The organism is Pseudomonas sp. S1_E05, assembly GCF_056337105.1.
Genome location: NZ_JBFRHM010000001.1, coordinates 5,544,093 through 5,564,542 on the forward strand (window position 1 = coordinate 5,544,093; position 20,450 = coordinate 5,564,542).

Here is a 20,450-nt window from a genome sequence, read left to right on the forward strand (position 1 = left end):
GGCACACCATGCAAATCAAACTCGCCAACCCCCGTGGCTTCTGCGCCGGAGTGGATCGGGCGATCGAAATCGTCAACCGCGCCCTGGAAGTCTTCGGTCCGCCGATCTATGTGCGCCATGAAGTGGTCCACAACAAATTCGTGGTCGAAGACCTGCGTGCTCGCGGCGCAATCTTCGTCGAAGAACTGGATCAGGTGCCGGACGACGTCATCGTGATCTTCAGTGCCCATGGCGTATCCCAGGCCGTGCGAACCGAAGCCGCCGGGCGTGGCCTCAAGGTGTTCGATGCCACCTGTCCGTTGGTGACCAAGGTGCACATCGAGGTTGCGCGCTACAGCCGCGACGGTCGTGAATGCATCCTGATTGGCCATGCCGGCCACCCGGAAGTCGAAGGCACCATGGGCCAGTACGATGGCAGCAATGGTGGGGCGATTTACCTGGTGGAAGACGAGAAAGACGTCGCCGCATTGCAGGTGAACAACCCGGAAAAACTGGCGTTTGTCACTCAGACCACCTTGTCCATGGACGATACCAGCCGTGTCATTGATGCCCTGCGTACTCGCTTTCCGGCCATCGGTGGCCCGCGCAAGGACGACATCTGCTACGCCACGCAAAACCGTCAGGATGCGGTGAAGACCCTGGCCGACGAATGTGATGTGGTGTTGGTGGTCGGTAGCCCGAACAGCTCCAACTCCAACCGGCTGCGTGAACTGGCTGAGCGCATGGCCACCCCGGCGTACCTGATCGACGGTGCCGAAGACCTGCAAAAGAGCTGGTTCGATGGCGTCGAACGTATTGGCATCACCGCCGGTGCTTCCGCTCCGGAAGTCCTGGTGCGCGGCGTGATCCAGCAATTGCAGGCCTGGGGTGCCACCGGCGCCGATGAGCTGGCCGGGCGCGAGGAGAACATCACGTTCTCGATGCCCAAAGAGCTGCGGGTTCGCTCGCTGACCTGATTCACCGTTCGCATAGAGCCTGCTCGGCCTTTTGGTTGCGCAGGCTGGCGCGGCCGGAGCGGGACACTACGACTTGTAGCTGACTGATCGGTTTGCGAGCATCGCAAAAATGCAACGTTCCATTTTGAAAGCTGCGATGAGTCATCAGCGGCATTCCCAAGCTACTGAAGCGTATGTAGCTCGTCACCATTTCATTCCCGACAATCGCCAGTTTGTTGCCATTCGCGTGCTCTGAGATCAGCGGGTTGTCACGGTCATCCGCGCCTTTGCCGCTCACATCGAGAATGACGCGCCAGCCTTGGCCCCAATCTCCGTCGATGCCATGGATCACCACGGCCTGACTTCGTGTCATCGCCAGCGTGCGGGCATGACGGATGCCGCTGATCAGCGAACTGGCGGCTTCCTTGCGCTGGATCGACTCAGTGAACGCGGCCATCGCCGGGCTGACCCAATACAGAACAATCCCGACAATCGTCAGTCCCATAAGCAGTTCGATCAGGCTGAAACCTTGCTGGTGCATGGTATCTCCCTCCCTGGAGCGGGGTGACGCGCGCGATCCTTGCGCGAGTAATGGCAAAACAACCGTACCCCTGTCGGTCGAATGTTCTAGCGTGTTACAGGTATAGCCGACGGCAACGGAGGGCATCGATGGATCATCGTTCAAAAGGTTTCACGCTGATCGAGTTGCTGGTCGCACTCGCTGTTTTCCTGGTGCTGATCACTCTGGCAGTGCCAATGTTTACCCGTTCGATACAAGGCACCCGGGCCGATACCGAGATGGGCGATCTGCAACGCGGTTTGAATTACGCCAGGCTGGAGGCCATTGATCGGGGGATCACCACACGCGTGCGACCGACGTCGGGCGGCACCACCTGGACGGGAGAACTGTCGATTTATGACGGTACTGGCAATCCGGCCAATGTATTGCGGGTTGTTCCTGCGATGAGCAGTGGCGCCACTCTGACGCTAACCTCAGGAGTGACCGCCATCGACTTCAACAATCTGGGCGGTCTCTCGGCACCTTCCACGGCGGTGGTGATCAACTATGTACTGGGGGCGCAAAGCAGGACGCTGACAGTGTGTTTGAACGGACGAATTCTATTGGGCGGAAGTTGCGGATGAGGGGATGGAGCAAGCGTGCACAGGAAGGCACCACGCTGATCGAAGTACTGGTCGCCTTGTTGATTTTGAGTGTCGGGTTGCTGGGCGCGGCGGCATTTCAGCTCAATGCACTGAAGTACACCGACAGCTCGCGGATGACCAGCCAGGCGAGTTTCATCGCCTATGACATGCTGGACCGCATTCGAGCCAATTCCGGCGCCGACTACACCGTAACGCCTCCGACCTCGGGCAATCCCAGTGTTGCGCGGGACCAGGACCTGTACGACTTCGCCTCCAATATCCGCAATTTCCTCGGCAGCACGGCCACCGGCACTGTCACGCTGAACCAACGGGTGTACACCATCACCATCACCTGGGACGACTCGCGGGCCGCCAAGGCTGCCGACTCCCGCCGCAGCCTTGTGCTGACCAGTCGCGCCGCCGTCGATCCGGTGGTGACGCCATGAACCGGGGGCACAGTCGTGGTTTCAGCCTGATCGAATTGCTGATCGCCCTGGTGCTGAGCCTGGTGGTGGTGCTCGGGGTGGCGCAGGTATTCATCGCGGCCAAGAACACTTACGTCAGCCAAAACGCCGCTGCCAACATGCAGGAAGATGCGCGTTTCGTGCTGAGCAAGATGATCCAGGAAATCCGAATGGTGGGGATGTTCGGTTGCGTGGCCACCATCACCGATGCCAGCTCGGGGGCTGGCTTCAGTGCGAATGAGGCCAACCCGATCAGTTGGGACAACGCCAATCTCAGGCTGACCCTGGTGACGGCCGATGTCGGAAACGGTGGAGGCACGCCGACCTGGACGGTGGTGTCCGACTGTCGAAACACGGCCACGGCGTACTCGGAAGCGCGAACGCCTGCCTTGGGGCAATTGGCGTTTCCCATCCGGCGCCTGATCTACAGCCTCAAGAACAACCAGCTCACCATGGGGGTCGGTTCCGGAATACCGAGTGCGCCCGCCCAGGCCGTGCTGGTCGACAATGTCAGCGCCTTCAACGTCAGTTTCGGCATGGCCAGTTCGGCATCCGAAGGTGCCGCGTCGAGTTATAGCAGCAACCCTTCGGACGCGGCTCGGATCCGCAGTGTGCGCCTGACGTTGACCCTCACGGATCCCAACCGACAGGTGCGCGACCAGACCTTCAGCGTGGTTGCGGCCCTGCGCAACCGATTGCCATGACGGGGCGACTGATGAATGTTCAATCCATGAACCCTGGCGGTCAACGCGGCATGGCGTTGCTGGTCAGCTTGGTATTCCTCTTACTGCTGACTCTTATCGGAATTTCGTCGATGCAGAACGCCACGCTCCAAGAAAAGATGGCCAGCAGTGTGACCTTGCGCAACCAGTCGTTCCAGAACGCCGAAGCCGTGCTGCGTATCGGTGAAAGTGTGGTGCAGATGAGCACCTTCACCCTGCCGGTGTGCAGCGGCACCACCCAATGTGCACCGCCTGCCGAATCGGCAACGCTCACCACCGCCGGGGTAAACGCGACGTCGGGCGTAACCTGGGTCGGTGTGGCCAACGGTTTCTATGGGGTACAAAACATCGGCGCCTCGCTGAACGCGGTGAACGTGCCGAGCAACACCTCTGCGACGCTCTACCGCATCACGGCAGTGGCCATCGTGGGCAACAACGTGCGCAGCGTGGTGGAGAGCATTTATGCCAAGTACTGACTCGCGCGTGCACAAGTGGCGGCAATGGCTGTGTGGCGTTGCGGTGGGAGCGTACCTGTCGGCCCCGGTGTACGCGTTCACGCCTTCGGACTCACCTTTGCTGAGTGCAGCGGCAGTACCGCCCAACGTGATGTTGCTCATCGATGATTCGGGCAGCATGAACAACATCATTTGGGCGCCAGGTTTTGATCCGACGGCGAACCGTCCCCAAATTGCGAACTGCAATTCCAGTTTTTCGTGTTTTGGCGGCCAGAACCTGGACATGAGCGATACCAACATCGCTTTATCGAGCCTCAACCGTGGCGGTTGTTCGACCAACGGCAACTGGTTCGGCTTCTATCGAGGACTCTTGGGGCTGGGGTCAATTTGCCTGAAGCTGCCGGACCCGGTGGGGAATCAGAATACCCGTTACACGGCGAACTACCTGTCTTACCTGGTTTCACAGGCCAACGGGGCGAACCGGGACTACACCACCGGCGCCATTCCCAATGATAACCGGATCAGCGTTGCGCAGGATGTCTCGACCAGCCTGGTCAGCAACAACCGTTCGCTGCGGATCGGCCTGTCGACGTTCAACCCTCCCGCCAGCGGCAACCCAGGCCCCGGAGGATTCATCGCCCGCGGCATCAGCGACCTGTCCCCTGTCAGTGGCAGTGTCACCCAAGCGCAGGCAGACGCCAACTACAACGCGTTGATCAATTCGATCAATGGTTTGAGCGCGATCGCCAATACCCCGTTGGCGGAAACCTACTACGAGATCACCCGCTACATGCGCGGCATGGCGCCGTACTACAACTCGACGCCCACGACCTACACCAGCCCGATCCAATATCGCTGCCAGAAAAACTATGGCGTGGTGATCACCGATGGTTTGCCGACTTACGACCGCACCTTTGCGACCAATGATCCGCTTGGGGGCAGCCGCCTGCCAAACTGGGACGGCAACAGCGCGAACGATGGCGACAATCTCAATGGAGACGGCGAGGGCGACACCCTGTACCTGGACGACATTGCCAAGTTCGCTTTCGACATCGACATGCGCAGCACTGGCACCGACGCCGCCGGCAAAAGCTGGAATGCGGTGGATTTTCCCAAACAGAACATGAACACCTACACCGTGGGTTTCACCGCTGCGAACCAGATGTTGTCGGATGCCGCGAGCTACGGGCAGGGTAAGTATTATCAGGCAACCGACAGTGCCGGGCTCAGTACGGCATTGGCCTCGGCGCTGAGCGATATCACCTCCAAAGCCGGTTCCGGAGGCAGCGGCACTACCAGCAGCGCCATTGTCGGGGTCGGATCTGCTTACTATCAAACCAGCTACGACCCCAAGGATTGGCGTGGCACGATCAAATCCTATGGTTTCAGTGCTACCGGTTCGGTGAACACCTCTTCGGTGCTCTGGACCACCGACACCGCCATCGTGCCCGGCGCCACCGCGCCGACTTATCAGTCCTGGAACAGCGCCAGCAACGCCCCTGTGGCTCTGGCTTTCGCCAATTTCGCTCCGGCGCAGCAGACGGTACTGAATCAAGGCCTGCCCACCGGCATCACGGGCAGCGATCTGGTGGAATGGAGCAAAGGCACCAACAAGACCGGGTTGAAAACCCGTACCGTTCTGCTCGGTGACATTATCAACTCGCCCCTGGTGTTGGCATCGCCCACGGAACAAACCGCGTCCGATCTGGCGAACGACACCAGCTACAGCAACTATCTGGCGACCAAAGCCAGCAACATGAACAGCAACCTGGTGGTCAATGGCAACGACGGTTTTGTCAGTGTGATCAATGCAGGTAACGGCGCCCGGCGTTATGCCTATATGCCATCCAGTGTGTTGCCATCTCTGCGTTACATCGCTGACACCACCTATATCAACGGTGTGAGCCACAAGTTTCTGGTCGACGGACAGGTCGGCGTATTCGACGCGCAACTGGCCGGCGCCTGGAAAACCCTGGCACTGGGAGGCACAGGCGCGGGCGGTAAGACGTTTTACGCATTGCAGCTGTTTGATGCGTCGGCGGGTAACGCGATCAAGGCGCTGTGGGAGCTCAGTGCGCCGGCTACAGCCAATACCGCAAACACTTTCAATGATCTGGGTTATGCCTATGCGCGCCCGGACGTGGCACGCTTGGCCGATGGTCGATGGGCGGCGTTCATTGCCAACGGTTATGGCAGTAACTCCGGTGTAGCAGCGCTGTATGTGGTGGATATTCGCGATGGCTCGCTGATCAGGAAGATCGTCGTCGACCCGAGCGACACCAATAACGGCCTCTCCTCGGTGAAACTCAAGGTCAACTCCCAGAATGTGGTGCAGGCCGCTTATGGCGGTGACCTGGAAGGGCAGTTGTGGAAATTCGATTTGAGCAGTGTCAGCCCTGACAGTTGGGGCGTGGCGTTTTCCGGCAAGCCTTTGTTCACGGCGGCGGGCGGTACTACCCAGCCGATCACGGCGCAGCCGTTGCTGGCCGATAACTCGTTGGGCGGCAAGGTGGTGTTTTTTGGCACCGGCAAATTCAACGAGGCCGTGGACAAGACCAACAAGGATCTACAGGCGTTTTATGCGGTGTGGGATGCGGACGGTGGCTCGGGTCAGATCACTACGTCCAGTTTGCAGGCCCAGTCGATCACGGGCGTGTTTTCGGGAAGTTCGGGACAGTTCGTCACCACCAGTCAGAACGAAGTGATTTATCCGGGGAAAAAGGGCTGGTATCTGCCGTTGGTCTACAACAACCTTTTGACCGGCGAGCGAGTCATCAACCAGGCCGCTTTGGTGCTGGGGCGGATCGTCTTCACCACGGCGGCGGTCGATACCACGGACCCCTGCGCCAGTTTCGGAACCGGCAAGCTGATCGAACTGGATGCGTTCAGCGGTAAGATGCTCAACTACGCCGTGCTCGACACCAATGGCGACGGGGTAGTCGACAGTGCGGACACGATATCCAGCGGGGTGGTGTTCTCCGGGGGGATGCCGATGTTGAATGCCATCGTCAACGGCGGAGCGCGCAAGGTCGTGAACGACTCCAGTGGAACACCCACTACGTTGGTGGAGAAGGCCGGCGGCGGTAGCCGTCGCATCATGTGGCGGCAAATTCAGTGAGTGAGAGTTCAGGCATGCGCAGATCCAACCGAGGTTTTACCCTGATCGAAATCATGATCGTGATTGCGATCATTGGTATCGTCATCACCATTGGCTACCCGAGCCTTACCGAATACGTGAAAAAAGGACGGCGGGCAGAAGTGACCGGTTTGCTGTCCGAGCAGGCGCAACTGCTTGAGCGTTTTTATTCAAAGAACACCACCAGCGTCTACACCGGTGCCACTGGATTGAGCACCGGCAACGATTTCTACACCATCACCCCGACCCTGACGGACCAGACGTTCCTGCTGACCGCCACCCGCAAGGCCGGCAGCGCCATGGCCACTGACAAGTGCGGCGATTTCACCATCACCAACACCGGCGTCAGAAGCATGGTTAACGCAGCGTCCGGGCTGACCACGAAGGATTGCTGGGGCCGCTGAGTTTCATCGTTCGGGCGCTTTGTGTGCCCTCTGTCTATCTAACGTTTGGATCGAAACATGACCATGCAACAGCAAGTAGTGATCGTCGGCGGCGGTGTGATTGGCCTGATGACGGCGTTCAATCTCGCCTCCGAAGTGCACAGCGTTGTGCTGCTGGATCGAGCGAGTGTCGGGCAAGAGGCGTCCTGGGCCGGTGGTGGCATTGTTTCGCCGCTGTACCCATGGCGTTACAGCCCGGCGGTCACTGCACTGGCGCATTGGTCGCAGGATTTTTATCCACAACTGGGTGAGCGGCTGTTTGCCACCACCGGAGTGGACCCGGAGGTACACGTCACTGGGCTGTACTGGTTGGACCTGGAAGATGAAGCCCTGGCCCTCGAATGGGCCGAGCGGGAAGGTCGACCGTTACGGGCTGTGGATATCTCGGCTGTGCACGATGCCGTCCCGGTATTGGGCGCTGGATTTTCCCGGGCCATCTACATGGCCGATGTGGCCAACGTGCGCAACCCGCGGCTGGTCAAATCGCTCAAGGCAGCCTTGCAGGCGCTGCCGAACGTGACGATCCACGAACAATGTGAAGTCGGCGGATTCATTCGTGAAGGCGATAAGGTCGTTGGTGTGCAGACGTCGAAGGGTGATGTTCACGGCGATCAGGTGGTCCTGACCGCTGGTGCCTGGAGCGGTGACTTGCTCAAGGGCCTGGGGCTGGAACTTCCCGTGGAGCCGGTCAAAGGTCAGATGATTCTCTACAAGTGTGCGGCTGACTTCCTGCCAAGCATGGTCCTGGCCAAACGCCGCTACGCCATTCCGCGTCGGGATGGGCACATCCTGGTCGGTAGCACGCTGGAGCACGAAGGTTACGACAAGACGCCGACCGAGTCGGCGCTGGAGAGCCTGAAGGCAACGGCCGTGGAATTGATTCCGGCGCTGGCGGATGCAGAAGTGGTCGGGCACTGGGCCGGATTGCGACCGGGCTCGCCGGAGGGCATTCCCTACATTGGCCCAGTGCCGGGTTTTGACGGGTTATGGCTCAACTGTGGGCACTACCGCAACGGCCTCGTGCTGGCGCCTGCTTCGTGCCAGTTGTTCGCCGATGTGATGCTGGGCCGCACCCCCATCATCGATCCAGCCCCCTATGCCCCTATCGGACGACTGTAGGAGCGAGTGCCCGTAGTGCCCGGGCACTCATCGCGAGCAAGCTCGCTCCTACAGGGGAACACAGACCTCTGTAGGAGCGAATTTCAATCCAACCCGAGTTTTTTCAACCGGTAACGCATCGACCGAAATGACAGATTCAATCGCTGCGCCGCCGCCGTGCGGTTCCAGCGGGTTTGCTCCAGGGCCTGGAGGATGAGTTTGCGCTCGACGTTTTCCAGATAGTCTTCCAGGTTGTCGATCTGGGTCAGATCCGGCACGCCGTTTTCTGCGCTGCTGTTGCCCTCGACCAAGCGCAGGTCTGCGGTTTCGATCTGTTTGTTTTCGCACAGGGTATGCGCCCGTTCGAGCACATTTTCCAGTTCCCGCACGTTGCCCGGAAAGCGATAGCCCTTGAGCGCGTCGAGGGCCTTCGGATGGAGTTTGGCCACAGGTTGGCCGGTCACTGCGGCGAGGCGCTTGAGAACATGCCCGGCCAGCGACTCGATATCGTCGCGGCGCTCGCGTAACGGCGGCACCCTGAGTTCGATGACGTTGAGCCGGTAGTACAAGTCCTGGCGGAAGCGTCCAGCGGCCACTTCGGCATCGAGGTCTTTATGGGTGGCGCAGAGGATACGCACATCGACCACGGTTTCCTGTTGGCCGCCTACGCTGCGCACAGCCTTTTCCTGAATCGCCCTCAGCAGTTTGACTTGCATCGACAGTGGCAGATCCGCCACTTCATCGAGGAACAGCGTGCCGCCATGGGCCGCCTGGAACAGTCCGGGTTTGTCTTCAATGGCGCCGCTGAAGCTGCCTTTGCGATGGCCAAAGAACTCGCTTTCCACCAGCTCCGACGGGATCGCCCCACAGTTAACCGGGACAAACGGCTGATTGGCTCGCGCGCCTTGCTCGTGGATCAGCCGTGCCACCAGCTCCTTGCCGCTGCCGGACTCCCCGCTGATGTAGACCGGTGCCTGGCTGCGCGCCAGTTTGTCGATCTGTTTGCGCAAACTGCGCATGGGCAGTGAGTCGCCCAGCAGGCGGCGATCGACGCTGCTGCTTGGTGCGGGCATGCGCAGCGCGCTGCTGACCAGCTCGCGTAGACGGGAGAGATCCACCGGTTTGGTCAAAAAATCGAACGCCCCGGCCTTGAGCGCGTTGATCGCCGTCTCCAGGTTGCCGTAGGCGGTGATCATGGCCACTGGCAGTTGCGGGTAGCGTCGCTGAATGTGTTGCACCAGGTCCAGGCCCGTGCCGTCCGGCAGGCGCATGTCTGTAAGACACAGGTCGAAGGTCTCGCGCTTGAGCAACGCTTGCGCCTCACCCAGGTTGCGAGCACTGAAAGTGTCAAGCTTCATGCGTCCCAGGGTGATTTCCAGCAGCTCGCGGATATCCGGTTCATCGTCGACGATCAGGACTTTTTGCTGTGGGCTCATATTCAACTTTGTTTCCGTCCGTGAGCAAAGGTGATGCGAAAGCAACCGCCGCCTTGGCGTGATTTGAAGTCTAGGCGGGCCTGGTTGCTTTCGCACAGCTCACGGGACAGATAGAGCCCAAGCCCCGTGCCTTGAGCGCTGGTGGTATAGAACGGCTCGAACAGATGGACCTGTTGCTCGGTGGTCACGCCGGCTCCGTCGTCCAGCACCTCGATGATCGGCAGTTGGGTGTCGGCATCGATGAACAGATCGAGCCAGACCTGTGCCTGCTCGTGCTGCTGAGCGCTGTGGCGCCAGGCGTTGCGTACCAGATTGTCGAGTATCTGGGTGAGTTGGTTCGGGTCCATCAGGGTATTGAAATCACCCTCTGCGATGCGCAGGTGAATCTGCTGGTTATCGAGCGCACCCTCGCGGCTTTCGGCCACGAACCGTTCCAGCCACGGCTTCAGGTCGAGCCGGTGCGGCACGGTCTGCTGGCGGCGTGACAGTTGCAGGACGTTTTCGATAATCCGGTTCATGCGCTGGGAGTGATCTTGGATGATCTGGGTCAGACGCCGATCCGCGCCGTTGAGTTCCTCCGATTCCTGCAAGAGCTGGGCGGCGTGACTGATGGCACCCAAGGGGTTGCGTATCTCGTGGGCGATCCCTGCGGTCAGGCGCCCAAGGGCGACGAGCTTGAGCTGTTGCGCGTGCTGGGTGATGTGCGCGAGGTCCTCAAGAAACACCAGGGTCTGGCGGTTCGCGCTCTGGTCCAGGGCAATGAAGCTCGGTTGCAGTTCCAGACCGCTGCCGGCGACTTTCACGCTTTGGGGACGCAGGGTCGGGTTGCTCTGCCACAGGTGTAAGCGCTCGATCAGGGTGGGGGAGCAGTCGTCGATCAATTGACCTTCAAGCGTGTCTTGGCCCAGCAGGGCCAGGGCGCTGTGGTTGGCCAGTTGCACGTGCCGCTGATCATCGAGCACCAGAATGCCGGTGCGCATGCGCTGCAAGATCAACGCGTTGAGAGCCTCAAGCTCCACGACTTCACTGGCGCGCTTTTCAGCGAGGGTCTCGCTCACCTCCACGCGTTGCATCATCGCTTGCACGAGCAGGGCCGCCGCAAAGCACAGCGCGCCCAGTGTGGCGGCTTGCAAGTAATCATTGGGGCTGGCGGGTTGGCTGAGCCCCAGAAGGAAGCTCTGCCCGACAATGCCCAGTGCGGCTACAGCGGCTATCAGCAAACCCAAGCGGCCCCGCAGCAGGGCGTTACCGATCGCCACGGTGACCACCAGCAGGTTGCCGAAGGCGCTGGCGACACCGCCAGCGGCATAGAACAGGCTGCACAGCAGCAGGACATCGACCAGTGCCAAGCTGAAAAGCTGAGCAGGGCGGCGGATGTTCTCGAGGAACACGACCAGCAGAATGTTCAGCACCAGGTACAACCAGCTGCCATTGCGAAGCAGGTTGTCATTCGTTGAGGTCAGCAGCTGATTATCCAGGTTGCTGGAAATCAGCAGCACCAGCGTGATGCCGATGCTTAAGCGGTAGAGATGGTAAAGGCGCAGCAGTCGCTGGGCTTGTTTGCTATCGGGGCTGGAAGCCTCAGCGCTCACTGGAGCCCGGGCCTTGCTCAAGGTGAGCCTGGCTGCAATACCACTGTTGTTGAAGATTCAGCGCGCGGTCGCGTGGCAGGTGCACACCACAGTGGGCGCAGCGAACCATCGGTGCGGCTTCCAGTTCGGCGGAGGACTTTGGCACGCCGGTCGGTCCCTTGAACTTGCGCCAGAACCATACCGCAGCGGCAATCAGGGCGATCCAGAACAATAAACGAAGCATGATGAGCTGCTTTATGACGAGAGATTCAGCAGTTTAGCCAAGGACATGGGCAGCGCACAGCCTCAGCGCTCGACAGACAATAAAAAAGGAGCCGGCGAGGGCTCCTTTTCGGTATTGCGCGCAGGTCTTAGTCGAACACGCCGAAGGTCATGTAGCTGAACCACGAGCGGTCTTCGTTGTTGCCAGCCGCGTCATGCTCTTCTTCTTCGATCACGTCGCCATTTTCATCTTTAGGCTTGAGCTCGTTCGGAATCGCATCCTTGGCGTCCTGGAACTGCTTCTGCACGTCCTGGTTGGCGCGGGTTTCTCCCGGCGGCAGCGGTGGACGGGACTCGATCAGGCCCAGAGTCGCCTTGCTCAGCCACGAACGGTTGTCGGCTTCGTCCATGGACGGTACGAACTGACCGTCCACCAGGCTTGGATGGTTCGGGTAGTTGAGCTTCAGGGTTTCCAGGCTGGTGGCAGCCAGTTCATCCAGGTGAAGGCGCTGGTAGGCTTCGGTCATCACCGCCAGGCCGTCGCCGACCGATGGGGTTTCCTGGAAGTTCTCCACCACGTAACGGCCACGGTTGGCGGCAGCGACGTAGGCCTGACGGGTCAGATAGTAGTCGGCCACGTGAATCTCGTAGGCGGCCAGCAGGTTGCGCAGGTAGATCATGCGCTGCTTGGCATCAGGCGAGTAACGGCTGTTCGGGAAACGGCTGGTCAGCTGGGCGAACTCGTTATAGGAGTCGCGGGCAGCGCCCGGGTCGCGCTTGGTCATGTCCAGCGGCAGGAACCGCGACAGAAGACCGACGTCCTGGTCGAACGAGGTCAGGCCTTTGAGGTAGTAGGCGTAGTCGACGTTGGGATGCTGCGGGTGCAGTCGAATGAAGCGTTCGGCGGCTGATTTTGCAGCCTCTGGCTCAGTGTTCTTGTAGTTGGCATAGATCAGCTCGAGTTGAGCCTGATCGGCATAACGACCGAACGGATAACGCGACTCCAGCGCCTTCAGCTTGGCTGTTGCAGCGGTGTAGCTGTTGTTGTCCAGGTCATGCTGAGCCTGCTGGTACAGCTCGACTTCACTGAGGTTTTCGTCTACGACTTCCTTCGATGAGCAAGCAGCGGTCAATGCGAGGATGGCGATCAGCAGCAGGTGTTTCACTTGCATGGCGGCTTGCGTCCCTATGACGGCCGCTGTCTTGGGCGAGGCCGTCCTGTTATGATGAGCGCCCCGATGAATAGCCTCGGGGCAAAAGACGCCGTATTTAACCACAAGCGCGCAGCCGAAACCAAAGGCTGTGCCGACGCCCAGTCCGAGCATGTCCGATAAAATTGAACTTCGCGCAGAGGTGCCGTCCGAATTGGGCGGCCAACGCCTCGATCAAGTCGCCGCACAACTCTTCGCCGAGCACTCGCGCTCGCGCCTTTCCGCCTGGATCAAAGAAGGCCGCCTGACTGTGGATGGGGCGGTAATCCGCCCGCGAGACATCGTCCACGGCGGCGCCGTCCTTGAGTTGACCGCCGAGCAGGAAGCCCAGGGCGAATGGGTCGCTCAGGACATCGAGCTGGACATCGTCTATGAAGATGACGACATCCTGGTGATCAACAAGCCCGCAGGCCTGGTCGTGCACCCGGCCGCTGGCCATGCTGATGGCACCTTGCTCAACGCCTTGCTGCACCATGTGCCGGACATCATCAACGTCCCGCGCGCCGGTATCGTGCATCGCCTGGACAAGGACACCACCGGATTGATGGTGGTGGCCAAGACCATTCAGGCGCAGACAAAGCTCGTTGCACAACTGCAGAGTCGCAGCGTCAGCCGTATCTACGAATGCATCGTGATCGGCGTGGTGACCGCTGGCGGCAAGATCAACGCGCCCATCGGTCGTCATGGCCAGCAGCGCCAACGCATGGCCGTGATGGAAGGTGGCAAGCAAGCCGTCAGCCACTACCGGGTGCTCGAGCGGTTCCGCTCCCACACCCACGTGAGGGTCAAGCTGGAAACGGGTCGGACCCACCAGATTCGCGTACACATGGCGCACATTAACTTCCCGTTGGTCGGCGACCCGGCCTACGGTGGTCGTTTCCGTATTCCTCCGGCCGCGAACCCGACCATGGTCGAGTCATTGAAGACTTTCCCCCGCCAGGCGCTGCATGCACGGTTCCTGGAGCTGGAGCATCCGACTACCGGCGAGCGCATGAGCTGGGAGTCGCCTCTGCCGGAAGACTTCGTGTGGCTGCTGACCCTGCTCAAGCAGGATCGCGAGGCGTTTGTCGGATGAGTGACTGGCTGATTCCCGACTGGCCAGCGCCTGCCGGGGTAAAAGCCTGTGTGACCACCCGCGCGGGCGGCGTCAGCCTGGCGCCGTTCGACAGTCTTAACCTTGGCGATCATGTCGAGGACAGGCCTGAAGCCGTGGCCGAGAACCGTCGACGCCTCACCGATCACTTTTCCATCGCGCCGGCCTGGTTAAAGCAGGTCCACGGCATCGCCGTGGCCCACGCCGATCCCAGCCTGGTCGCCACCGCTGACGCCAGTTGGTCGGCAACTCCTGGCATAGCCTGTGCGGCGATGACGGCCGATTGCCTGCCAGCGTTGTTCTGCGATCGCGCCGGTACTCGGGTTGCGGCGGCCCATGCCGGCTGGCGCGGGTTGGCGGCGGGCGTGCTGGAAGCGACACTCGACGCCCTGGCCGTTGCCCCCGAAAACGTGTTGGTCTGGCTCGGCCCCGCCATCGGCCCGCAAGCCTTTGAAGTCGGCCCAGAAGTACGGCAAACCTTTGTCGATCAAATGCCGCATGCCACCAAGGCCTTTATCCTCAGTCGCAACGAAGGCAAGTTCATGGCTGACATCTACGAGCTGGCGCGCCTGCGCCTGGCGACCCGTGGCGTCAGCGCTGTATACGGCGGCGGTTTCTGCACCGTGACCGATCCTCGCTTCTTTTCCTACCGCCGCAACCCGCGCACCGGTCGGTTCGCCTCCCTGGTCTGGCTCGAACGCTAGACTAGGCTGATCTGCATCAACATCAGGACGCTTGAAACTCCCAGAATCGACCGCATCTATAACGGTATCTGGCAGGCTTCTTCATTCAGGATGTTTTATTGGTCCGGCCTGCTCCATAGGAAGGTGAACCATGCGAATAGATCGTTTAACCAGTAAATTGCAGTTAGCCCTGTCCGATGCCCAATCGCTGGCCGTCGGCCATGATCATCCCGGCATCGAGCCCGCACATTTGATGCAGGCCATGCTGGAACAGCAGGGTGGTTCGATCAAACCCCTGCTGATGCAGGTCGGTTTCGACGTCAACAGCCTGCGTAAAGAGCTGACCAAAGAGCTCGACCAACTGCCGAAAATCCAGAACCCGACCGGCGACGTGAACATGTCGCAGGATCTGGCGCGCCTGCTCAACCAGGCTGATCGCCTGGCGCAGCAGAAAGGCGACCAGTTCATCTCCAGCGAGCTGGTGCTGCTGGCAGCGATGGACGAAAACAGCAAGCTGGGCAAATTGCTGCTTGGCCAGGGTGTGAGCAAGAAAGCCCTGGAAAATGCCATCAACAACCTGCGTGGCGGTGAAGCAGTCAATGATGCCAACCACGAAGAATCGCGCCAGGCGCTGGATAAATACACCGTTGACCTGACCAAGCGCGCGGAAGACGGCAAGCTCGACCCGGTCATTGGTCGTGATGACGAGATTCGCCGTACCATCCAGGTGCTGCAACGCCGCACCAAGAACAATCCGGTGCTGATCGGTGAGCCTGGCGTGGGTAAAACCGCCATTGCCGAAGGCCTGGCCCAGCGCATCATCAACGGTGAAGTGCCGGACGGCCTCAAGGGCAAGCGCCTGTTGTCCCTGGACATGGGGGCATTGATCGCCGGTGCCAAGTACCGTGGCGAGTTCGAGGAGCGCCTCAAATCCCTGCTTAATGAGCTGTCCAAGCAGGAAGGGCAGATCATCTTGTTCATCGACGAACTGCACACCATGGTGGGTGCGGGCAAAGGCGAGGGCTCGATGGATGCCGGCAACATGCTCAAGCCGGCACTGGCACGCGGCGAGCTGCATTGCGTCGGCGCGACCACGCTCAACGAGTACCGCCAATATATAGAGAAAGATGCGGCCCTCGAGCGGCGCTTCCAGAAAGTCCTGGTGGACGAACCGAGCGAAGAAGACACCATCGCCATCCTGCGTGGCCTCAAAGAGCGCTACGAAGTTCACCATAAAGTGGCGATTACCGACGGCGCGATCATTGCCGCGGCCAAGCTCAGCCATCGCTACATCACCGATCGTCAGTTGCCCGACAAGGCCATCGACCTGATCGACGAAGCGGCGAGCCGTATCCGCATGGAAATCGACTCCAAGCCGGAAGTGCTGGACCGTCTTGAACGCCGGCTGATCCAGTTGAAGGTGGAGTCCCAGGCACTGAAGAAAGAAAGCGACGAAGCGGCAATCAAGCGCCTGGAAAAGCTCCAGGAAGAAATCGTTCGTCACGAGCGCGAGTATTCGGACCTGGAGGAAATCTGGAACTCGGAGAAAGCCGAAGTCCAGGGCTCCGCGCAGATCCAGCAGAAAATCGAGCAGTCCCGCCAGGAACTGGAAGCGGCCCGGCGCAAAGGTGACCTGAACCGCATGGCCGAGCTGCAATACGGGGTCATCCCGGACCTGGAGCGCAGCCTGCAAATGGTCGACCAGCATGGTCACAGCGAGAACCAGTTGCTGCGCAGCAAGGTCACCGAGGAAGAGATCGCTGAAGTCGTGTCGAAGTGGACTGGCATTCCGGTGTCGAAAATGCTCGAAGGTGAGCGCGACAAGCTGATGAAAATGGAAAGTCTGTTGCACCAGCGCGTCATCGGCCAGGAAGAGGCGGTGGTCGCGGTGTCCAATGCGGTGCGGCGCTCACGCGCGGGGCTGTCCGACCCCAATCGCCCAAGCGGCTCGTTCATGTTCCTCGGCCCGACCGGTGTCGGTAAAACCGAGCTGTGCAAGGCGCTGGCCGAATTCCTCTTCGATACCGAAGAGGCGATGGTGCGGATCGACATGTCCGAGTTCATGGAGAAGCACTCCGTTGCTCGCCTGATCGGTGCGCCACCGGGCTACGTGGGCTATGAAGAGGGCGGTTACCTGACCGAAGCGGTACGTCGCAAGCCTTATTCGGTGATTCTGCTGGATGAGGTCGAGAAGGCCCACCCGGATGTGTTCAATATCCTGTTGCAGGTGCTGGAAGATGGCCGTCTGACCGACAGCCATGGCCGCACCGTGGACTTCAAGAACACCGTGATCGTCATGACCTCCAACCTGGGGTCGGCACAGATCCAGGAGCTGGTGGGTGATCGTGAAGCGCAGCGCGCGGCAGTGATGGATGCGATTTCCGTCCACTTCCGTCCTGAATTCATCAACCGGGTCGATGAAGTGGTGATCTTTGAGCCGTTGGCGCGGGATCAGATCGCGGGCATCACCGAGATCCAGCTGGGTCGTCTGCGCAGTCGCCTGGCAGAGCGGGAGTTGAAGCTGGAACTGAGCCCAGAGGCCATGGACAAGCTGATTGCGGTGGGTTACGACCCGGTCTACGGTGCACGGCCGCTCAAACGAGCGATCCAGCGCTGGATCGAAAACCCGCTGGCGCAGTTGATCCTGTCGGGACGTTTCATGCCCGGCGACGTCGCCAAAGGGGTGGTGGAGAACGACGAGATTGTCTTCGCCTGATTCCCGCTGGTAGCAAAAATGAAAAGGCCCCGCATTGCGGGGCCTTTTTTTCGTCAGGTTGTTGAACTCAAAGGAAAAGGCTTGTAAAGTGCGCCCCGCAGTAGGTCACCTCGAAGGGTTTCAGCTCACTGGGCAGAAATCTGAATTAAGTTGCAAATCATTAACTTGAAAGCAATTTAGGGGGTTGACAGAGGCGCTTAGGATTGTAGAATAGCGCGCCTCAGACACACGAACGCAGCGATGCGAACGGGTCGAAGAGGTGAAACAAGCTGTAAAGTTGTAACTTGAAATATGCAGTTCCGTGATAGCTCAGTCGGTAGAGCAAATGACTGTTAATCATTGGGTCCCAGGTTCGAGTCCTGGTCACGGAGCCAATTTCAAACCGGGGTATAGCGCAGTCCGGTAGCGCGCCTGCTTTGGGAGCAGGATGTCAGGAGTTCGAATCCCCTTACCCCGACCATATTTGGGTCGTTAGCTCAGTTGGTAGAGCAGTTGGCTTTTAACCAATTGGTCGTAGGTTCGAATCCCACACGACCCACCATTTTTGAAACCAGGTAATACTGGAATCGAATCTTAAGATCAGAGGCCAAAAGCGCTGATCGAAGAAGGCGCCTTTTGAAGGTGCCTTTTTTTTACCGGGGTATAGCGCAGTCCGGTAGCGCGCCTGCTTTGGGAGCAGGATGTCAGGAGTTCGAATCCCCTTACCCCGACCATATTAAAAATCCTCGTATCGAAAGATACGGGGATTTTTTTTGCCTGCGACAAAGTGATCACTTAAGTCGTCATACAAGTTGCCGATAAACAGGCAATGGGGGACTGCCGAACAACACCCCCAACTCCTGGTCATTACAAGAAAAAAGGTCGCTCGTCATGTTGCTTCGTCAGTTGAATATCGCTCCTCGGGCGGCTCTGGGGTTCGCTTTGATCGCCGTGCTGGTAGCGTTACTCGGTATCTTCGCCCTGGGGCAGATGTCCAGCATCCGCGAAAGCGAGGTGGCAGTGGAAAAGCAATGGTTGCCGAGCATTCGCGGCGGTGACGAAATTCGCGAATTGATGCTGCGTATCCGCACCATTTCCCTGCGCATGGCGCTGGACCAGGACCCCAAGAATATCCCGGTATACCGCGGCCAGATGGACACGCGCGACAAGGAGCTGGGGGAGAAAATCGCGGCCTATGACCATTTGGTCGCTACCCCTGAAGGGCGGGCCTTGTATGACCAGTTCAAAACCACGTTCGCGGCCTATCGTACCGGCATTGCCCAGTCTTTCACCTTGGCCGAGCAGGGGCGCCGTGACGAGTTGACCAAATTGCTGCTGGTCGACATGAAGACCGTGGTCGATGGTTCCGGCAAGCAACTCAATGACCTGGCGGAACTGTTTGCCAAGCAGGTCGTCGTGGAAAGCGAGAAGTCTGCAGCGCACTACGAAACGTCGCGAACCATTGTCAGCTTGTTCATTGCCCTTGCGGCGCTGGCGACCGTGGCGCTGGCCATGTTGTTGACCCGCAGCATCGTGCGTCCATTGAGCGAAGCACTGGGCGCCGCTGAAAGCGTCGCCCAGGGTGACCTGACCCAGCCGATTGCAACGCATGGCAACGATGAAGTCAGTCGCTTGCTCAAGGCCCTGGCAACCATGCAGCAAAACCTGCGCGAAACCCTGCAAGCCATCAGCGGTTCGGCCACGCAACTGGCCGCGGCGGCGGATGAACTGAACGCCGTCACCCTCGACAGCACACAGGGCCTGCAAGCGCAGAACAACGAGATCGAGCAGGCGGCCACGGCGGTCAATGAAATGACCACGGCGGTGGAAGAGGTGGCGCGCAATGCAGTGTCGACCTCTGATGCGACCCGTCAGTCGAGTGAATCGGCGCATTTGGGGCAGGAACGGGTCAGCGAAACGGCAAACGCCATCAGTGCCCTGGCCAGTGAAGTGCAACACACCGGCGAATTGGTGCAATCGCTGGCTAACCAGTCCCAACACATTGGCAAGGTACTGGAAGTCATTCGGGCCATCGCCGAGCAAACCAATCTGCTGGCGCTCAACGCGGCCATTGAAGCGGCGCGAGCTGGGGAGAGCGGGCGTGGATTTGCTGTGGTCGCCGATGAAGTACGTGCCCTGGCGCATCGTACCCAGCAATCGACCCTGGAAATCGAACAAATGGTCCAGGGCATGCGCAGCGGTTCGAGCCTGGCGCTGGACTCGATGAACGCCAGTGCCTCGCGCGCCGCCAGCACCCTGGAACTGGCAGAACGGGCGGGTGACGCGTTGGTCGCTATCACATCGTCGGTGCACGAGATCCACGAGCGTAACCTGGTGATCGCCAGCGCCGCCGAAGAGCAGGCACAAGTGGCACGGGAAGTGGACCGTAACCTGGTGAACATCCGCGACCTGTCGGTGCGTTCTGCCACAGGCGCCGATCAGACCAGCACCTCCAGCCACGAGCTGTCAAAATTGGCCAACACCTTGCAGGGCATGGTCCAGCGCTTCCGGGTGTAAATCGTAAACAAAAAAGCCGCGCTTTCTGGGGAGAAAGCGCGGCTTTTTCGTTTTCAGGCGCCGTCGCGGTCTTTCAAATGTTCGAACAGGCCTTTTGGCATTTTCTTGCCGTTGGCTTCGAAGTTGGCTTTGACGTTGTCGTACGCCTCTTGCTCATCGATGAAACCGTCGTGGTTGGTGTCGATTTTGTCGAAGTTGGAGTTTGGTGCGACTTTCTGGAATTCAGCGCGCGAAACCTTGCCGTCGCCGTCGGTGTCGGTTTTTGCCATCGAAGCATCGCCGCACTTGCCTTCGCCACATTTGCCTTCAGGGGTTTTCACCACCTGGTCGGCCGAGGCCAGAAGATAACCCTGGCTCAAGGGCTGCGAAGCGAACGTGGTGCCTGACAACATCATGCCGCCAGCCAAAACAGCGCCGAGCAGACCGATAGTGTTTTTAGTGGTACGGGTCATTTAAATTCTCCTACACCTGAGCGGGCGGGGTGCCTTGCTCGGATGTGGTCATTTAAAAGGCGGGGTGTATCGCTACTGTGTCGCGCAAGGGGGGAGTTTGTAAGCGAAGAGGCGAAAGGGTAGGGGCAGATACACTGAGAAACAGACGCTGATTCCCTGTAGGAGCGAGCATGC

18 protein-coding genes and 4 tRNA genes are annotated in these 20,450 nt (G+C 59.7%); 16 read left to right on the top strand and 6 right to left on the bottom strand.

What is annotated here, in order from left to right; all coding sequences use genetic code 11:
• Nucleotides 1–8 precede the first annotated feature (8 nt).
• Nucleotides 9–956 (top strand): 4-hydroxy-3-methylbut-2-enyl diphosphate reductase, encoded by a 948-nt coding sequence (ispH, locus tag AB4N33_RS25640; RefSeq protein ID WP_460120746.1) that lies wholly within the window; start codon nucleotides 9–11, stop codon nucleotides 954–956.
• Nucleotide 957: 1 nt separating this feature from the next.
• Here ispH and AB4N33_RS25645 read toward each other — a convergent pair whose 3' ends face one another.
• Nucleotides 958–1,476 carry a GspH/FimT family pseudopilin gene (locus AB4N33_RS25645; protein ID WP_460140882.1) on the bottom strand — a complete coding sequence of 173 codons (519 nt, stop codon included), beginning with the start codon at nucleotides 1,474–1,476 and terminating at the stop codon, nucleotides 958–960.
• 128 nt (nucleotides 1,477–1,604) lie between these two features.
• On the opposite strand from AB4N33_RS25645, the gene AB4N33_RS25650 reads away from it, so the two are divergent.
• From AB4N33_RS25650 to thiO, 7 genes are read left to right on the top strand one after another with little or no spacing between them, the layout of a single operon-like run.
• A complete protein-coding gene (locus AB4N33_RS25650) occupies nucleotides 1,605–2,078 on the top strand; it encodes a GspH/FimT family pseudopilin (RefSeq protein WP_460140883.1) in 474 nt (157 codons plus the stop codon).
• On the top strand, nucleotides 2,075–2,524 hold the full coding sequence (pilV, locus tag AB4N33_RS25655) for a type IV pilus modification protein PilV (protein ID WP_460140884.1): 450 nt from the start codon (nucleotides 2,075–2,077) through the stop codon (nucleotides 2,522–2,524). Before AB4N33_RS25650 ends, pilV begins: the two co-directional genes overlap by 4 nt.
• Nucleotides 2,521–3,246, top strand: a complete 726-nt coding sequence (locus AB4N33_RS25660) for a PilW family protein (RefSeq protein WP_476458505.1) — start codon at nucleotides 2,521–2,523, stop codon at nucleotides 3,244–3,246. Before pilV ends, AB4N33_RS25660 begins: the two co-directional genes overlap by 4 nt.
• Before the next feature lie 11 nt (nucleotides 3,247–3,257).
• A complete protein-coding gene (locus AB4N33_RS25665; RefSeq protein WP_460120755.1) occupies nucleotides 3,258–3,740 on the top strand; it encodes a pilus assembly PilX family protein in 483 nt (160 codons plus the stop codon).
• The gene (locus AB4N33_RS25670; protein WP_476458506.1) at nucleotides 3,727–6,837 is read left to right on the top strand and encodes a pilus assembly protein; all 3,111 of its coding nucleotides are present in this window, start codon (nucleotides 3,727–3,729) and stop codon (nucleotides 6,835–6,837) included. The genes AB4N33_RS25665 and AB4N33_RS25670 overlap by 14 nt, the downstream gene beginning before the upstream one ends.
• Before the next feature lie 14 nt (nucleotides 6,838–6,851).
• Nucleotides 6,852–7,259, top strand: a complete 408-nt coding sequence (locus AB4N33_RS25675; RefSeq protein WP_460120759.1) for a type IV pilin protein — start codon at nucleotides 6,852–6,854, stop codon at nucleotides 7,257–7,259.
• 57 nt (nucleotides 7,260–7,316) lie between these two features.
• Nucleotides 7,317–8,417, top strand: coding sequence for a glycine oxidase ThiO (gene thiO, locus AB4N33_RS25680; protein ID WP_460120761.1), 1,101 nt, complete (start codon nucleotides 7,317–7,319; stop codon nucleotides 8,415–8,417).
• A gap of 83 nt (nucleotides 8,418–8,500) precedes the next feature.
• On the opposite strand, the gene AB4N33_RS25685 is transcribed toward thiO, so the two are convergent.
• The 4 genes from AB4N33_RS25685 to AB4N33_RS25700 form a co-directional block, all read right to left on the bottom strand.
• Nucleotides 8,501–9,832 (bottom strand): sigma-54-dependent transcriptional regulator, encoded by a 1,332-nt coding sequence (locus tag AB4N33_RS25685; protein ID WP_460120763.1) that lies wholly within the window; start codon nucleotides 9,830–9,832, stop codon nucleotides 8,501–8,503.
• Between the two features lie 2 nt (nucleotides 9,833–9,834).
• A complete protein-coding gene (locus AB4N33_RS25690) occupies nucleotides 9,835–11,424 on the bottom strand; it encodes a sensor histidine kinase (RefSeq protein ID WP_476458507.1) in 1,590 nt (529 codons plus the stop codon).
• Nucleotides 11,414–11,647, bottom strand: coding sequence for a PP0621 family protein (locus AB4N33_RS25695; RefSeq protein WP_460120767.1), 234 nt, complete (start codon nucleotides 11,645–11,647; stop codon nucleotides 11,414–11,416). Before AB4N33_RS25695 ends, AB4N33_RS25690 begins: the two co-directional genes overlap by 11 nt.
• Nucleotides 11,648–11,774: 127 nt before the next feature.
• Entirely contained in the window at nucleotides 11,775–12,797 is a 1,023-nt protein-coding gene (locus AB4N33_RS25700; protein ID WP_460120769.1) for an outer membrane protein assembly factor BamD, read from the bottom strand.
• Nucleotides 12,798–12,948: 151 nt separating this feature from the next.
• Here AB4N33_RS25700 and rluD point away from each other — a divergent pair, with 151 nt between their 5' ends.
• The 8 genes from rluD to AB4N33_RS25740 all read left to right on the top strand — a co-directional run bounded on the left by rluD (nucleotide 12,949) and on the right by AB4N33_RS25740 (nucleotide 19,824).
• Nucleotides 12,949–13,911: a 23S rRNA pseudouridine(1911/1915/1917) synthase RluD gene (rluD, locus tag AB4N33_RS25705; RefSeq protein ID WP_460120771.1), complete on the top strand. Its 963-nt coding sequence runs from the start codon at nucleotides 12,949–12,951 to the stop codon at nucleotides 13,909–13,911.
• Nucleotides 13,908–14,633 carry a peptidoglycan editing factor PgeF gene (gene pgeF / locus AB4N33_RS25710; protein ID WP_476458508.1) on the top strand — a complete coding sequence of 242 codons (726 nt, stop codon included), beginning with the start codon at nucleotides 13,908–13,910 and terminating at the stop codon, nucleotides 14,631–14,633. The genes rluD and pgeF overlap by 4 nt, the downstream gene beginning before the upstream one ends.
• 130 nt (nucleotides 14,634–14,763) lie before the next feature.
• Nucleotides 14,764–17,328, top strand: a complete 2,565-nt coding sequence (gene clpB / locus AB4N33_RS25715; RefSeq protein WP_460120774.1) for an ATP-dependent chaperone ClpB — start codon at nucleotides 14,764–14,766, stop codon at nucleotides 17,326–17,328.
• 298 nt (nucleotides 17,329–17,626) lie between these two features.
• Nucleotides 17,627–17,702, top strand: a tRNA-Asn gene (locus AB4N33_RS25720).
• A gap of 9 nt (nucleotides 17,703–17,711) precedes the next feature.
• A tRNA-Pro gene (locus tag AB4N33_RS25725) sits at nucleotides 17,712–17,788 on the top strand.
• Nucleotides 17,789–17,793: 5 nt separating this feature from the next.
• Nucleotides 17,794–17,869, top strand: a tRNA-Lys gene (locus AB4N33_RS25730).
• Between the two features lie 95 nt (nucleotides 17,870–17,964).
• Nucleotides 17,965–18,041 (top strand) — tRNA-Pro (locus AB4N33_RS25735).
• 157 nt (nucleotides 18,042–18,198) lie between these two features.
• Complete coding sequence (locus tag AB4N33_RS25740) at nucleotides 18,199–19,824, top strand: methyl-accepting chemotaxis protein (RefSeq protein ID WP_476458509.1); 1,626 nt, start codon at nucleotides 18,199–18,201, stop codon at nucleotides 19,822–19,824.
• A gap of 53 nt (nucleotides 19,825–19,877) precedes the next feature.
• Here AB4N33_RS25740 and AB4N33_RS25745 read toward each other — a convergent pair whose 3' ends face one another.
• Nucleotides 19,878–20,276, bottom strand: a complete 399-nt coding sequence (locus AB4N33_RS25745; RefSeq protein ID WP_460120777.1) for an HvfA family oxazolone/thioamide-modified RiPP metallophore — start codon at nucleotides 20,274–20,276, stop codon at nucleotides 19,878–19,880.
• Nucleotides 20,277–20,450 lie beyond the last annotated feature (174 nt).